Here is an 18,350-nt window from a genome sequence, read left to right as displayed (position 1 = left end):
GCTGATGTTACTCATTTGAGTAGCATCAGCTTTTTTAGTTATTTTAATTCTTTGAGTTCCTTTTCGTAACCATCGACCATCACTAATGAATCTTGATCCTGGTGGTTTTCAAACTTACGGTGAAGCTTGGCAACAAAGAGTTCGATGTAATACCCGACTGACATTTCCTGATGAAAATGATCCTTAGCAGCAGCCCGTTCGGTTGCAAAATCAGCCAGGTAATCATCGATCAAGTGTTCCAAATATTGATCATAAGGTTCTTCCGCATCGTAAGTATCCGAATCTGGATGATAGGAACGATACTTAGCAACGTAAATCCCCTGATTTTCGGATTTATATTGACTTTGATAGAGTAAGTCACGGAGTTGCTTTTGCGAAACGTCGATCGCACGTTGGGCCAAAACATTTTCAGCAATCCCACTATCAGCTACTTCTACGATTCTTAAGTTCTTCGCCATTATTTTTCCTCCCTGGGGTGCGGATTCGTGGAGTTCCAACGCAATTCTGGCACCCGCCACATAATTAATACTAACACGGTTAATAACATCGCAGCGTTAAAAATGAACACGCCACCATAGTCAAAGACGTTTGAGATAATCCCACCAATCATTGAACCAATAACGGCACCGAGCGCTTGGGCCGCTTGATTCAAACTAAAGACCATTCCCGTCAAGGAACTAGGCGTTTCCTTGGCTAACATCGTTTGGATCGTTGGGTAAACAGCGGCATTGGCAGCCCCCACTAAGAACCGTAAGATTCCTAAAATGACCACGCTCGTCGTGAACGCCTGGGGGAAATATAACAGACCAGAGAATACGATTCCCAGTATCAAGACGCGGTGCGTGCCGTGGTTATCACCCAAGCGGCCCCAGATTGAGGAAGTCATGAACATCGAAATTCCGGGTAGAGAGGCAATCAATCCAGCCACGATTGTTACTGGGCCTTGATTATGCATCAATTGTTTGACCAATAAACTAATGATCGGATAAATCGAAAACAGTCCCGCTTGAATAATTACCGTTGCTAATAACATCCAAATCACAAAACGGGGTTTAGGAAAGCCCTTCAATAGGTGAATATCGAACAACGCGGTTTTAGCTCTTTCTGGATCGGGTTTGAAAGTTTCCTTGACCATGAACCAGGTAATAAAAAACGAAATCAATAGCAATCCCGCCGTAATAAAGAAGGTAATCCGAATGTTAAAAATACGGGCCAAGATTCCACCTAAGATCGGACCGATCAGATTACCACCGACATAACCCGTCGTGATGATTCCCATCGCATAGCCAGCGTGTTCCTTGGGCGTTTCGGTCGCAACTAGTGCGGTCGAATTCGGAATCACCCCTGCAAAGAACCCCTGTAAGACACGCAGTAAGACTAATTGCCAAACGCTGGTGACTAGCCCCATTAACCCGAGCGTCACCGCCGATCCCAAGGCAGTCTGTAACACCATGTGCTTGCGGCCGTGGCGATCAGCAAAGCGGCCCCAGATCGGTGCGGTGATCATGACCACCACAAAGGAGGCCGCATACACGAGTCCACTTAGTAAAGATAGCTGCCCCTTTGAATAGTTGCCAAGGTCACTAACGTACAACGACAGAAATGGAATGACCTCACTAAATCCCATCCCATCAATGAAGGTACCGAACCACAGTACCCACAAATTCTTTTTCCAAGACTCAGACTGAGACATCTGAATAATAACAACTCTTTTCTAAATTATTTATTAATTATCATAATTTTTATTATAGCATATTCAAATTCTGAATCAGTTAAAAAGCGGCGTTGTTTTCAAACAACCCCGCTTTTTAATATGGATTAAATAAATTTCACAAATTTCTTGTTACTGGTTAGATATTGGCCATGACCGACGTATAGCCGCGTCATGCCCTTGTATTTAACCACCCGTTGCACATGGACCTTAGCACCCGAATGGTAGTAGCGTTGTTGATCGTTCTTAAAACCAGGGGTCCGATGTAGCCGCGCCCCCGTTTTAGCAATCACTTGAACGGTCTTACTATGCGCCTTTGCCATTTCAGCGCTGGTGTAATATGAATTTACAACGTAGCGTTGATCAGTCGTCAAATAGCCGAACGTTAAAGTCCCGCCAAGGTGGGTTTTGACAAAGTAGCGAATCAAGCCGCTCTTAGACATTGCGATCCGAACGACCTTGAATTCATGCACTTGGTTTTGGGGATGCTTAGCGTATCGCTTTACCCGATTAGCCTTTGCAAAGTTGGCCGAACTATGAACGTAAACCATTTTACGATTATAGATATAAAGCGGATGCTTTTTCAAATTAGCGTTAAACGCCAGTAAGTAACCGTAAATATACCCCGCGGATTGTTTCTGCAGAGTCTTCTTTGCAATCGGCCCCCGCTTAACGGCAGCCCGTTTGCCTGATTTAACCGCTTGCTCATAGGCTTGTTTTCCAACCTGGTATGATCTTTGATAATCAGATTGGTAAACCATCGAAAGCCCAGTAAAGTCAGTTCTGGCAGTCTTACCATTAAAGGCATCTTGATATCCCTGATAACCACCCATGTAGGTAGGTTGTTGTAAATAATCAGTATCGATCTTGAGTTTGGCCTGGGCATCTGCCAAGCCTTCAAAGTAATAATCTTTTGCAGCCGCCGCCTTAGCAGCATTCGTCTGGTCGAACACGATCTTGGCAGCTAAAACGATCGTTTGATAATCACTAGCCGCCCGTGCAGCTGCAGAAGCGGCAATCTGATTTTGATCATAGATGGTCTGGTTCGCATGCTCTAACCTGTTGTTAGCAGACGCCGCCTTAGCAGCCGCACTACTAGCAACCGAGGTATACATCCGTCCGTTCACATAGTCACCACTGGCAAACGCAACTGATGCCGCTAAGTTAGCACTATTCGCAGTCGAATTAGCATCCGTGACGGTAACGTAAGCCCCGTTGGCCACTAACACTGCGTTGCTAGCCGCCACCGCAGCAGAACTGGCGATTTGATTAGCCAGCCCCGCATCGGAATAAGCACTGGCAATCATCGCAGCTGCTGAGCTGGCTGCCGTTGCGTAACTACTAAACGCTGGAACGTTATTGTACTGACTGGCAATGCTCAAGACTTGGCCAACCAATTGTTGAGCAGAACTAGCGGGCAGATAAGTTAAAGCGGTGCTGGAACTAGTGGCGAGTGCATAACTGCTGGCCAAGTTAAAGTTGGCACTCGCAGTTGTAATCCCATTGGTAGCATCATAACGATCATCAGTTGCTCTATTTGCATATGGTTGCGCCTCGTTCGAAAGCGTCGTTACCCAGATCGCCATGGAAGCCGCACTTTTTGCAACACTGGCATCTAAACTGACGGTGTAAGAAGCAGCTGCCGCAGCCGCCGATGCAGAATTAGCAACGCTGGTGGCTGAACTAGCCGATAATTGGGCCTGATTCCCATTGTCAACGTAACTTTGCGTCAGCCGACTGATCGCAGCTGCACTACTGTTATAAGCATTCGCCTGGTCGTATTGCCCAGCATTCGCAGCTTGGAAGGCCAGTGTTGCATAGCTCAGTGCCGATTGCACGTAGTTACTTGCAACGCTGTAGTTAGAATCAGCCAAGGAGTTCGCAGCAAGCGCGGCCGCACTCGCCTGCACAGCAGTACTATTGGCGCTAACGATTTCAGAGGTCGGCTCGATTGCATCCTTAGCAGCCGAGGCAGCAATGCTAGCGTACAGTTGGGCATTGCTATTCAAGCGATGGGCAGCAGCGACACTACTAGTTAACACGGTCGCACTCGATGCGATCGTATTGTTGGCCTGCGCTTCACTAATTTGACCGCTCGTGACATTTACGTCCGAATCAGCAGTTAGACTGAATGAAGCAGCGCTGCTGGCGTATTGAGCAGCCAGGCTGAGTTGCTGATTAGCAAGCGCTGCATTCGAGTTAGCAACGCTATTGATTGCAGCCTGAACAGCGGCAATCGATTGGGCAGCTGCAACGACTGAATTAGCAGCCGTTACTAATGATTGCGTAGCAAGGACATCATTTGCCGCCCGCACCGAAGCACTCGCAGCCGCACTGATCAACCCAGCAGCAGTTTGTGAAGCAGCGTTCGCAGATGCAATCATCGTTGCAATGTTTGCGACCTGGTCTGCAGCCTGGGCGTTGGCATTGAATGCCGCTGATTCATCCCCAGCGTTCGCAAATTGTTGCGCCGCCATTGCATAACTATTCGCTAGGCTCGCAAGGCTCTGAGCCCCCTGTCCAGCAACACTAGCAGCAATTACTGCCGCATCAGCAGACTGTTTTAAAGCTTGCGCCTGGGCGTTCGCTAGGTCAGCATCAGCACTTGCATAACTAGCAGCTGCGGCAATCGAATTTGCACTGTGCAACTCTTGGTTCAGCAAGCGGTTATTAGCCGCACTTTGGGCAATTGCACTCGTCGTGTTGGCCGCACTGATGACAGCGTTGTTAAGCACACCTGCAGTCTGATCGGAAACACTGGTCTGACTTGCGTAAGCATCAACTAGGCTAGCATTGGCATTAACACTGCTATTTGGTTGCAACGCAATTGCGGCACTGCTAACAGCAGCACTCATCGTTGCAATTGCGGCACTATTTTGCTGATCATTGTTCTGGGCTGCAGCTTGGGCCGCAGCGTTAGCACTTAGGGCCTGACTAGCAGCCGTATTGGCAATCGTAGTATCCGATTGGGCTCGACTGAAAGCTTCGTTCGCATCACTAGTCGCAATGCTGGCAACCACGGATGCACTGGCAGCAAATGATTCTGCACTCGTTGCACCATCAGCGAAACTAGCAGCGGCATCCTTAGCAGCCGAACGTTGTGAAACCGTCAGTTGGGAATCGGCGGCAGCAAACGCTGCACTAGAAGCAGCAAGATAGGCTGAAGATGCAGCAGCATTAGCACTCGTAATTACCGTAGCGGCAGCGTTCACCACTTGGGTCGCACTAGATACGACTCCACTAGCAACGGCAACATCAGAACGTGCCGCTGAAGCGGTCTGGAATGCAGTCTGGGCAATTGAGTTGGCGTTGCTAATAATTGAGTTTTTAGGATGGGCACTAACGAGCGATTGGATTGAGATTACCGCCCCGCTTACTTGCGATAGACCATCGTTAACGGTGGCTTGCGCTTGGCTAACTGCATTGGCATCGCTAGTGACCTGATTTGAATCAGCACTAACGCTAGCAAAATGATCGACGACTGCCGATGAAGCAGCTGATGCACGCTTGCGACTTTGATCTGCGTCATACTTAGCAGCTTGTGACTGGGCGTTTTGCGCATTTGAGTACGCCACGGAGGCCGCGTTGCTAACGATCAACTGGTTGTCGTTCACTTGATTAGCTGCCGCCATTGCAGCCGCCATCGCACTCGCCGTTAGTGAATCAGCAGATTGCGTTTGCATATCAAAGTCGGCTGCTGCCAACGCTGCGGAACGGGCCAGATTAATGTAGTGATCGGCCATTGCGCTGGCCCCCAAAACAGCTGCAGACGAAGCCTGACTAGCATAACTGCTAGCCACCGCCACGGCGCTTGCGGTTGCTGAACGTGCAGCCGTCGCATTAGCAGACGCAGCCGTCGCATTAGATAGTGCAGCCAAGGCATTCGTTTTCGCCGCAATTGCATTACTGCGCGCCTTTTGAGCAACACTGGTCGCTTGCGCAGCAATCGCAACGTTGCTTTTTAGATTTGCAGCGGTGGCTGGATCGTTAATCCCCTCAGAGGCAGTGATACTAGCGGCAACACTAGATGCTAAGACCGTATCAGCAGCCTGTGAATCAACTAGTGAGGCTTTTGAAATGATAACTTCAGCGAGCGAACCCGCAAACGCAGCATCATTAGAAGTAGTATCAGTGTTATTGCCCGCTGATGAATGTGCGGCATTGGCATCGCTATCGGTCGCAGCTGCGGAGCTGGCGATCGAACTGGCTTCACTAGTTTGAATCGTTTGTAGATTGTAAGCCTGACTTAGGGCGTTAGCAGCATCACTAGCGGTGTTAAAGGCCTGCGCTGCAATCGAAGCTGCAATTTGCGCCCGTTGATCAGCAGAATTAGCAGCAACCGTCGCAGTCGATACCACCGCTGCAACAGAGATGGCAGCTTGCATGGCGGAACTGGCATTCACAGCATCCTGCACAGCAGCACTAGCATAACGATTCCCGTCTGGATAATCATTTGCTAAGTACGCAGCCGCAGCCGCCGAACTATTGAAGTGTGCATTCGATGCTGCTTGATGAGCCAGAGAATTTTGATAACTAGCGGCATTACTGCCATCGTTAGCAACCTGCTTGGCCGCTTGGGCCTGTTGATTAGCAACTAAGGCATCAAAAGCTGCGCTGCTAGCCGTTTGACTAGCTGAATCGAGCTGTGCTGCAGCCGACTGAATAACGGCATTGCTGGAGTTAGCATCCACTACCTTGCCTGCAGCGCTGACCATTTCATTAATGGCCGTATTAGAATCACTGGCAACGCTAGTAGCAGCATTCGTCTCACTTGCAGCACGGCTGACTTGCGCCACGTCAGCGTTAATCGAACGAACAATCGTATCGGTAGCAGCAGCGATACTTGGAGCCACTTGATTGGCACTGCTTGCCGCTGCATTCCCGTTCGCAACCGCAGTCGCATTCGATGCAGCCACCTTAGTGACTACCTGCATTGCGGATGTAGCATCGGCAACGGCCTGACTGGCCACCGCTTCGTTGCTAACCGCCCGAACGGTAGCGGATACAGCGCGGGTTTGGGCCTCAGAAACAGCACTGGCTGCCTGGGAAGCCACGATTACTTGAGCAGCAGCTTTAGAAGCATTCAATGATGCTAAAACTGCAAATGAAGTTGCCTCTGAAACGTTGCCGGTCTGACTAGCAATCGTCGCTTGATCAGAAGCAGAAATCGCTAGTGCGGAATAACTATTGGCAGCTTGACTAGCGGAATCGGCAGCGGATTTAGCAACGGTAGCGATACTAGCAGCACTATAAGCAGCCTGGGAAGCAACCAACGCATCACTAGCGGCACTGGCAGCCTGTTGGGCAGCGGAATTCACCTGCCGTTCAGCAGCAGCCACTGCTGAATCATTGGGCTGGCTAGTCGCAATGCTAGCAACTAGGCTGGCGTCCAGTGCAGCGGTATTGGCAAAGCTACTCCCCGCATCATTTGCAACACTAGCACTATCGGATTGAGCACTAATTTCAGCACTCCCACTGGCAATCGCACCACTAGCGGCGTTAATCGCACTAACCGCACTGGCAGCTATTGGTTGAGCAGCAGCAGCGGAACTCACCGCCCGTGAATCGGCCTGTGCAACTGAGTTTGCCAGGCTAATCATCAACGTTGCCACTAGTGAATTAGCATTTTCAACGGTCGTCTTCGCTGTTAACGCCGTTTGGGCCGCAATCGTTGCTTGTTGAGCAGCACTGACCGCAGCAAAGACATCAGATGACCCAGATGCTGCGGCGTTAGAAGCATCGTTGACCGCAGAACTAGCGAGGCTGGCACTGATCAATGCATTTGATTTATCTCCCTGTTGAGCATAACTGCTGGCGGTAGCGGCATAACTTTGCGCGGCAACAGAAGCTAGACTGGCAGCTTGTAATTGGCTCGCCACTTGACTAGCAATAACGCTGGCTCTAACGCTAGCAGCACTGGCAGCTTGGGCGGCAGTCGAACCAGCTGCTGAGGCCTGAGCAGCCACGCTTGCAGCTGAGTTCGCACTATTCACAACGGCCACTGCGCTTTCGTCCGTCCGATTATTGTTAAAAATACTATCGATCACGGCAGAGTTACTGATCAAACTAGCAAGGGGATTAACAATTGCCGCAGAACTAGCAGCGGCACTAGCGGCGTTAACAGCAGCGGAAGTGCGAATTGGTCCAACACTCTCAACTGCCGCGCTGGTCATTTGCACGTATTGACTAGCATTATCAGCATTCACCTGGGCGCTATCAGCGATTGCAATTGCCTGACTTGCGATCAACGCATTCGATTGGGCGACAGCAACAGCAGCGGCAGCTGAAATCGCAAGCGATGAATCCACCTGCGCCCGTTGAACAGCTGAATTAGCGAGGCTATTAGCAACGACCGCATTTGACTGGGCCACAGAAGCCGCCTGATCAGCAGCAATCGCATTCGCAGCTGCAGCAGAAGTCGCCTGTGAGGCTGTTGCATCGAATGGCACTACACTGGAGGCACTTCTAGCAACTGCATTCGCTGAATCAGCCGCACTGAGGGCCGCTTGAGCACTAACGTTGGCGCTTTGGGCTGCATCTAGTTCAGCATTGGCCTGCAAGGTGGCTATCGAAGCATCGGTCGTCGCTGATTGAGCAGCAAATGCGGCCTGACTCGCAATGCCGCTAATAAACGCAAGTGCTGAATTAGTAGCATTCTTATTAGCGAACGAATTGATAACATTAGTGGCACTAATTGCTTGTTGGTTAGTGGTTTGCGTATTTTGATTGATTTGATCAGCGTTAGCAGCCGCTTGAGAAATCGCCTTTACAATCGCAGCGACACCATCAGCCGTATTTGAAGTCGCAACAGCAGCGTTGCTGGCCCGAATCGAGTTCAATAAGCCATTGAACGTGGCCGCTCTAGATTGAGCATCGTTGGCAGCCGAACTGCTAATGATAACCGCATTCGAAGCATTAACGCTTGCACTGGTGGCAGAAACGACCGCTTGACTCATGGTAACACTAGCTTGATCAGCCTGACTAAGTGCGTCGGCAGCAACATTAGCAGCACTATTGGCAACGGCGGCTTGACTAGCAGCCACTACTTCAGCGGAAGCAGCAGCCTGCGTATCACCATCGTTGGCGGCATTCCTAGCCACTGAAGCAGCATCCCCCGCCAGTGAATCAGCAGTACTAGCTGTCGCATGCGCCTGTTTTGCTACACTAGTGGCGCTAGCTGCAACCACACTAGCAGCGTTAAATGTCGAATTCGCAGCGCTCACTACGGCATTCGCACTATTAGCTGCAGCGCGTGCAGATGCTGCCACTTGGGCATCACTATTAATTTCAGAATCATTACCATGGTTATCTAAGGCTGCTAATGAAGCTGCAATCGAAATGGCAGCAATCGCGGAATCATTAGCACTGTTCACCACCGCAATTGATGCAATCGCACTAGCCATTGTCGGCGCTGCACTAATGGCAGTCGATTGTTCAACGGCCGTTTGGCTGGCGTTGGAATCCGTAATCGAACTAGCTACCGAAGCCCGCTTAGCATCCAGATCAGCTTGATCCGCATAGTGATTGGCAATGCTAACCGCCGTACTAGCGCTACTAAGTGCCGTGGTGGCGTTCAAAGCAGCGGTCGAAGCAACAACTGAGGCGGATTCAGCAACGGAAGCGGCGCTGGACGCACTCGATACTGCAGCCGCAGCACTCACCGCAGCTGACTGGGCATTCATAACGGCTGCATCAGCATCTTGAGCGGCCTTAACTGCTTGTCGAACCGCTTGATCACCAGCCCCGTATTGACTGTTGGCATATGCAGACGAAGCTAACTGCTTTGCGGTTTCCGCAGCAGCAACGGCCGAAGCGGCGACTGAGCTTTGTTGATTAGCATTGGTCATAGCAGCGTCAGCCATGGAAGCAGCACTAACCGCGGCTTGATTAGCGGCATTAGCAACAACCGAAGCAGAAGTGGCGACCGCAGTTGCTGATGTGGCAACGTTAACAGCGGATGAGACCAGCGGATTAACTGGGTATTGACTAGCCAGCTGTGCTAATTGGTTATTGGCACTGTTCGCTAGTGATGCACTCCCGTCAGCCCCACCGCTTGCAGAATTAGCAATTTGAGCATCCCGATCAGCAGTGTTATCGCTAATGCGGCCCTGTTGATTAATCGTTTCAATCGAGGCTGCATCTTGATGTGCTTGAGCAGCGGCACTAGTTGCCTGACTATTCCCAGCACTAGCGGTAGCGGCATTTCCGATGTTGATCTGGTTCAAACGGTTGGCTAACTGATCAGCAGCCACCGCAATCGAATTGTAATCGGCAGCCACTTGGTTCGCACTAGTGGCGATCTGATTGGCAGAATTGGCAACGGCATTGGCGCTGTCAGCAACACTCGCAACGCTCACTAACGCAACCCCAAATGAAGCGACCCGTGCAGCAATGCTAGCGGCAACACTCGCGGCACTGGTAGCCAGTGCGCCATTATCAATGCTGGCAGCACCACTTTCCACCTGTTTAGCAGATGCATAATCGGATTGGGCGTTCGACATATCAGCAGTAATGCTATTTACAGCATTCACAGCAGAATTAGTCGTAAACGTGGCACTCGCTGCAACCGCAAACGTGGCGGTCGCTACAACGGCCGCAGAACTCGCAATCATTGCAGCCGAGTTAGCCCGACTGGCAGCAGAACTAATGGCAGAATCATTGGAATTTAAAACCGCAAGACTAGCTGCATCTTGGGCTGCCAGATAGGCATTGTTAGCTGCAGAACTCGCAAGCGAATTGGTCGCACTAGCAGCGTTAGTGGCAGCACTCGCCGTTTGCAAATCGCCATTCACCTGTGATTGGGCACTAGTGGCGACACTGGATCCACCAGCAATTACGTTCCCAGCAGAAGCGGTGGTCGCATTCGCACTTGCAATGGTATTGGCAACGGCAGCTAGGGCTTGATTGGCCGCAGCGATTGCTTCTACAGCAGCGTTAGAAGCAATTGCTTGATCAGAGGCTGCTTGTAGTGCTGCACTCGTAGCCTGTTGCGCCGCATTGTTCGCAGCGTTAGAAGCAGCCACGGCGTTATTGACTGCATCGGCAGCAGCAGCCGCCGCTACATTAGCTGATGATAATAATTGAATGGCATCGGTCCCACTAGCACCAGCCGCTAAACTAGCTGCTGAGTTAGCTTGTGCCACGGCGCTGGCTGCGATGCTAGCTGCATTCAGCGCCCCCTTAGCAGCTTGAGCAGCCGCATTTTGTGCAACGACCGCAGCAGAACTAGCGTTGGTAGCATCAGCCGATAGCGAAATTGCGGCCGAATTAGCTGATGACACAACGAAACCTGCGCTCGCAACGGATGAATCGCTAGGGTTATTGGTAGCCAGCGAGTTGACTTGATTCATTGCGGAACTGACCTGAGCGCTAGCGCTGCCTGCTTGCAGCGATGAAAGTGTCGCCTGACTGGCCTTCAACGATGCATCACTGGCGTTATTAGCAGCTGAACTGGCGGCTTGATTAGCAACGATCGAGTTGACCGTTGCAAACGCAGCGCCAACGGTTGCATTTGCACTAGCGACACTATCAGAGGCGGTTTGAGCTTGCGTAGACGCCTGTTGTGCGGCTTGATAAGCTAAATTCGCATCCCCATTCACCTGGGCAGCCACGATTGCGGCTTGACTAGCGATCACCGCCTGTTGACTGGCAGAAGCAGCAGCAATGCTAGCGGCATTTCGATCCCCGATTGCAACGGCTTGACTAGCGGCCACAGAAGCATCACGAGCGGATTGGGCAGCCACGCTCGCAGTGTGATCAGCACTAGCAGCCGTCGCATTATCAGTAGCCGCGCGCACCTTAGCCGATTGCGCAGCACTGTTAGCAACTGAGACTAACGAATTGGCAACGCTGGCCGCAGCATTCGCAGCACTGGCGGTCGATGCATAACTAGCAAGGACCGATAAATTAAGGTTGTTTTTGGCAATCGACTGGGTCAAACTGTTAACGTTAGAGGCAAACTGCGAACCATTCTGGACAGCAACTTGGCTGGCTGAAACGCTAGCGGCAATCGAATCGACATCGTTGGCATAGGAAGATGTGTTAATAGCGTTCGAATCACCATTCACTGACCCCGTGTATGCAATCGAAGCTTGTGCAGAGGCATTGTTCGCAATTGAAGTCGCTGTACTAGCAGCACTGTTAAAGCCAGAACCAGCGTTCAAGTTCGCAGAAGCAACCGCAGCGGCAGAAGAGGCGATCACAGCGGCATTCTGCGCAATCAACGAGGCCGTTTGTTGTGCAGCTGCCGCACTATTCGCTGCTATTGCTGCTTGACTGGCGATTGTATTGGCACTGGTTGCGCTATCGGCAGCGGCACTGGCAATAACGACCTGTTGACTGGCAACAACGGCTTCTTCACTCGCCGCATTCGAATCCCCTAACGCTGCATCACTAGCTGCAACCACGGAGGCCGAACTGGCAATGCTTGCCGCAGTACTTGCAACGACGGCTGCGCTACTAGCAATGACCCTGGCACTATCAGCCTGGTTCTTAGCCGATTGAGCAACGCTATTAGCAACAACGGCAGCGCTAGCAGCGGATGCAGCAGAAGTAGCCGCACTTTGAGCGACTTGATTAGCGGAAATCACAGCCGCATTACTTGGATTGGCGCTAACGTAATTAGATGTATCGTTAGCATATGTTGAAGCAGTGTTCGCATCACTAATGGTCGTGGTGGTGTTGGACGCAACCGAAGAAGCGATCGCACTAATCGAATTAGCACGTGATGCGGTGTTAGCAGCATCGGAAGCCCCGTTGGACTGCCCAGACGCAGCGCTTGAAGCAACACTGGCATCACTATTGGTGGCAATTACGGCCGAGCTAGCAGTCGAATTGGCATTACTACCGATCTGGACGTTCGTAGTAGCAACCTTAGCAGCATTACTAGCATTCACCGCAGCAGCGGAAATTGCATTTGACGCACTTTGCGCTTGAACTGCAGCGCTTGAAGCTTTAGCTACTGCGTCATCTGCGGATTGACTGTTAGTTTGCGCATTTTGATTATCAATGGCGGCTTGACTCCCAGCAGCTTTGGCGATTGCATCGGCACTCTTAGCTACATCGACCATCCCAGCCGCTGCAGCACTTCCAGCTACCTGTGCAGCACTACTGGCGATTGCGGCTTGACTACTAGCAGCATTAGCATAAACCGCTGCAGCTTGTGCATACGAGCCCGCAGCGACACTGGCAGTACTAGCGGTCGTTGATGCCGCAGTCGCATCGGCACTGGCTTGAGCAGCAACCACGGATGCGGAATTAATGACTCCTAATGCTGATGCAACAATACTATTACTTGAATTACTGGATCTTAAATCGTTAACAACGGCACTAGCGGTGTTAATGATTGGCAATGAATCGCTTGCTTGACTCGAGGCTAAGCTAGCGGCCTTAGAAAAGCCCCCCGCATTGGTTGAAGCTTGATCCGCACCGCTATTAGCATTTGATACCGCATTCATGGCAGCAGAAGCATCACGAGCGGCCTGACTGGCGATTTGACCAGCATCATCAGCTGCGCTACTCCCCCCGTTGACGATTTTAACCACGGATCCGCTAGAAATTACAATCGCTGCACTGGCGGAATCAGCAGCGGCTTGTGCACTCGTTGCATTAGAAAGAGCGGCACTTTCTGCACTGGCAGCAGAGTCAGCTGCAGAATTAGCGCTAATCGCATCCTGAGCAGCACTACTGGCGATGTCGGCAGTAGCACTCGCTAAACTAGCGGCACTAGATGCCAGACTTTGATTTCCTTGATCAGCGGCACTCTTGGCAGCAGCTGACGCAGATGTAACAATCAGCATTGCTGAACTAGCGATTGAGTTAGCAAGCGAAGCGGTCGAATTAGCCGATGATAGATCCACGCGTGCCGATTGGGCTGTACTATTGGCAACGGAAGCACTTTGGGCCGCCGTACTAGCCACTGCCGCCTCAGAACTAGCAGCTTGGGCAGCACTAGCGATTGAGGAGTTGCCACTATTTAGGGCGGCGATCGATTGAACCATACTATCATTTTGACTTGCACTATTTGCAACCTGAGAAGCAGCTGCACTAGCATTGGCTGTCCCATCAACAGCAGCGTTGGCAGAACTCAACCGATCATTAGCTGTGCTGGCAGCATTCGTGGCAGCACTGGAGGCCGATGCCATCGTATCACTAGCGATCGCTGCAGTACTGCTAGCTAAACTACTGGCAATCGAATTAACAACCACAGCAGCACTAGCTGTCGCATTAGCAGCATTGCTAGCAGCATTACTATTAGCGGCAACCACTGACTCTGCAGCACTAGCAGATTGATAAGCAATAACGGCAGCAGAGTTAAACTGCTGAATCTGACTAGTGGCTGACTTAACGATTGCATTCTCAGTCGCAACGGAAGCAATCGCTGCAGCCGCATTCGCTGAGTCGCCAGCTTGGGCATAGCTTTGGGCGAGACTGGCTTGAACGCTTGCTTGCGATGCTGCTGAATCAGCGACCTGCGAAACCGCCCTGGCACTACTGATCTGGGCATCCGCAGTTGATTTGGCAACCTGGGCCATTGAATTAGCACTAGAACCAGCAGCAACGGCGGACGAGACTAAAACAGCGGCAGCCTCGGCCTTCGACCGTTCACTTTGAATGGCAGAATTAGCTGGATAGAGATTGGCAATGCTGGTAACCGTAGCCGAAAATGAATTATTACTGTTATTTGCAGCAATAATTCCGTTATTTTCATTATTCGCCGTTGACGCGTTGGCATCAGTGCCATTAGCCATTGATGAAACGCTTGAAATAATTATGTAATTATAAGAATTATTCAACGTCGAAGCCGCAATTGAAGCGGCACTTTCGTCAACGATTGCCCGTTGAGCGGCTAGCATTCCATCTGAATTGATTTGATTGACACTAGTTGAATATTGAGTTGCTAAAGAAGCCGCCATCGAAGCATTTTGGGCGGCTACGGACGCGGTCGCATTAATTGCTGATTGATCACTTTTGGTCGAAGCACTACCGAACGCAAGCGAAGCATTCGCAGCGATCACCGCGTAATAACTAGCATTGGCAGCCTGCACGTTCGCAGATGCTAATAAGGCCTGCACGGCACTAGACGCCGAACTAGCGATCGATGATTGATTTTTAGCATCGAGACTGTAAGTATTGATGGCGGATGCCGTTGATGATACCGCTGCAGAATAACTAGGGTTCAAAATGGCACTACTATCAGCGGCAAGGCTCTGCACTGCGGCTGAATTATTAGCGACTACCACTGAGGCAGAAGATGCCATGGCAGAATAATCCTGACCAGAACCAGTTGTTAAAGCAACGGAACTAGCGGCTAAAGAGGCCGCATTACTGAAGACCGCAGCATCACTAGCTGGAATAGCGGTATTGTTCGGAACCACGATGTTATCAGTGATCGTCCCACTGTTGGTGGAATTCCCATTCACGACCGCTGCAGTGGCAGGATTATGCGTCACGTTTTGCGTGATCATTGAATTACCACTGTTTTTAATTTCGATACTGTTATTAGTCACTTCAAACTGTGCCGTAACGATTACGTCAGTGGGAATCGCAGTCGTGGCGTTCAATGAAGTATAGAATTGGTAGGTATACGAACCATCGCCGACCTTAGTGAAGGCCCCAGCGGGAATGGCAACGGTGTAGGCATTGCGGTAGTCAGTATCCTGGCCGTTCCCGACTGCTTGGTTCGATTCGATCATCCCGTTCGCATCGGTAATAAAGCCAGCCGAATTCGTTGGTTTTTCATCGATGCCGTTCGTGCTGACCCGCACGTAGACGTAGTTATTCTTAATATCGGAATCACTAACGTTGTTCAAAATTAAATTTGCGGTGACCCCGTACTTGGTCTTAGCGGTCGCATCTTGGTACAACGCTGGAGTACTGTTCAAGAAAACGGTGGGCACGGCGTTAAACGCTAGATACTTGGAAGTATAGTTATTAAAATCAGAAATGTTCGGATCATAAATCGCCTTCCCGGATTGATCCCAAATACTGATCGTATTCGTTCCAGTCCCTGGATAACCAATCGCAACCAGGTATTGGGCATTGGCATCCCGTTGGTTATCGACCTGGCCGATTACGGAATAGGCGTTGATCGGCGTCGTATTAAAGAAACGCCCAGCGCCAATCGCACTTTGGTCGTTATTTAGCCCGACCTTACTTAAGATCACGTTTTGCCCTGGGTTATTGATCAACACGGTCCCTGAGTTATTCAGCAACGTCAATCCCGAATTGGTATTGGCCCCATCGGCGTAGATGATTAAATTCCCACGGTTTTGCACGTTTAATAAACCCCCGTTGGCAATCGTGACCAAATCGGCGTTAAAGCTGTTGGCACTATTGGTCGCATGGGCAGTCAAAGTCCCCCCGTTTTGGATGCTGACGTTTCCTTGAATCCAAGTTGGATTATTATCAACCGGATTGTAATTATAGATCGAGTTAAAACTGCCCCCGTCGATCACGAGGCTGCCCCCTTGATTAACGGCGATCGAATCGGCACCGCTATCACCAGGCACGACCGTTAAGTTGGCGTCTTTGTTGATCGTCAAATTTCCGTTTACGAGCAAACCACGGTCCCCACCATTACCTGCATCTTCACCACCACGGCCATGGGGCACTAGATACATATTAGAACCCTGGTCCATCACTAGGTTGCCACCTAATTCGATGTTGTTCCCCATTTGGGTCACACCATAGTAGTATGAATTCGGCAACAGTTCCATATTGGTAACCTGGAGGTTTTGTTGGTTATTATTTTGGGTCGTAAAGTTCTTATTGAACGGACTGGTGTAACTCCCCTCACTGATGACACTGACTCCACCGTCGATGTAGAGGTTCGGTAGCTTATTACCAAAGAATAACTGCGAGCCCTCATAATTAATATTGCGGTACGTCAAACTCCCGGACGTTGAGTTCCAGAGGTTGATCGGCCCGTAAACGTTGTAGCCATACATTTTAGCAAAGTTTTCAATCGTTAAACTGCCAACGTTATAGGGATTATGGTGCATTTGCTGCCAATCCACGATATGATTTTGCCCATTGACGATCATGTTCATGTTGCTACCATAGGCGGTGTTACTCCCAGAAGAAGTGTAGTTATAATCATTGGTAAAGCGTAACTCACTATTGCCGTTAATGTAGCTACGGGCAAAATAGCTATCAATATTAGAAGTGGACGTATTATAGGTCACAAAGGCAATGTTTTGGTTGTTCACCTTATTGGCAACGTCATTCCAGCCGTAATTATAGGTCGTTGTTTGGCCACTGGGAACGCTGCTAACCGCAAAATAATTTCCCGATTGTTCATTATTAATTGCATCGTTCGCACCCTTGTAAGCTTGGATGTATGGATTATTTACGTTGGTAGTGGTGTTCAAGACGCTATAAGCACCATTGCCATCCGCGCCGTTCCAGCGCCCCGTTTCAGCATCATAAGCTCCCTGGCGTGATAAAAAGTAATCAACGGCGTAATTATATGCCACTAGTTGATCAGCCGCACTAGGAACGTAAGTAGTGGCACTGACCTCCCCACTGCTGGCCGGTTGAACGTTATTGCTCGAATTCGCTTCAGCGCTATCACTAGGTGAATTTAACACGACTGCAGAATTACTGCGGTTAACGGAACCACTCGTAACGCTGGTTTGTTGGCCCAGCCCACCAGAACCATAAATCGGACTTCCAGATTGAGTCCCCGCAGATGAATTTAACGAGGAATAGGTGGTATAAGCATCGATCAAGGCGTTATAACCGTCGACATAATAAGCATTACTCGAGTTAAAGGTGCCAGCGGAATCAGCGCTTTTCGGATCGTCAGGATGAATCGAGTTCCAGGCATTTACCGCCCCAGCGTTCGTAGCATAGTAGGCTTGCACCCCATTGTTGAACGCACTAGTTCCAAAGCTAGCTGATTGGCTGCTTTGCGTGGCTAAAGAAGCTGCGACAAACCCACTCTTAAAGTCGGTTTGGGAAGACTGAAAGGCCTGCACCCCACTGTTAAAATTAGCATCGCCACTTGTAACGCTGGTCTTATTCTGGGCCGCAAGTGAAGCCGCTGCATACCCACTACTGTAGGCTTGACTAGCGGTAAGTGAGCTATCGGTGTCTGCTAATTCAATGCGGACGCTCACTTGATCACTATCGCTATTACTGGTACTACTTACAGAACTACTAGCTGATTGGCTAGCACTGGTTGAAGCTGCTGAGGACTGGCTAGTTGTCGTAGAAGATGAGGTTGCTTCACTAGTGGCACTAGTGGATGAAGAAGCACTAAGCGCAGTTGATGTTCTGGGGGTAACATCACTGCTGGCAGAACTATCCGCACTCTTTTTAGATGATGCACTACTGGAAGCAGCGCTAGTTGAAGAAGAATTAGCGGCGCTGGCTGCACTGCTCGTTGCAAAGGTCCCACTAACGCTTATTGATTGATTGACATTGGCGCTGCTCGTAACAACACTAGTTGCAGTAGAACGATCCTCACTGCTACTATTATTACTATCAGCATACGCAGTTTGCGCATGACTAAGCATCGCGTTCCCACCCAGCAACACGAACATTGAAATCGATACCACGATCCACTGCTTATTTACCTTGCGGAGCACCTTTTTATCATTAACCTTATTGAATTTGAATTTATTATAAAGCATCC

3 protein-coding genes are annotated in these 18,350 nt (G+C 50.2%); all 3 read right to left on the bottom strand.

The genetic code is table 11. The annotated features are described in order from the left end of the window. Positions 1 to 38: 38 nt before the first annotated feature. Positions 39 to 458, bottom strand: coding sequence for a hypothetical protein (locus tag ACSYTE_RS01970; protein ID WP_491717045.1), 420 nt, complete (start codon positions 456 to 458; stop codon positions 39 to 41). Further along, a complete protein-coding gene (locus ACSYTE_RS01965) occupies positions 458 to 1,693 on the bottom strand; it encodes an MFS transporter (RefSeq protein WP_491717044.1) in 1,236 nt (411 codons plus the stop codon). The genes ACSYTE_RS01970 and ACSYTE_RS01965 overlap by 1 nt, the downstream gene beginning before the upstream one ends. A 125-nt stretch (positions 1,694 to 1,818) precedes the next feature. Then, positions 1,819 to 18,348, bottom strand: a complete 16,530-nt coding sequence (locus tag ACSYTE_RS01960; protein WP_491717043.1) for a DUF5776 domain-containing protein — start codon at positions 18,346 to 18,348, stop codon at positions 1,819 to 1,821. Between the last annotated feature and the right edge of the window lie 2 nt (positions 18,349 to 18,350).

The organism is Nicoliella sp. ESL1120, assembly GCF_058508515.1.
The sequence above is the reverse complement of the archived record's forward strand: the minus strand, read 5'-3'. Positions and strand labels throughout refer to the sequence as shown.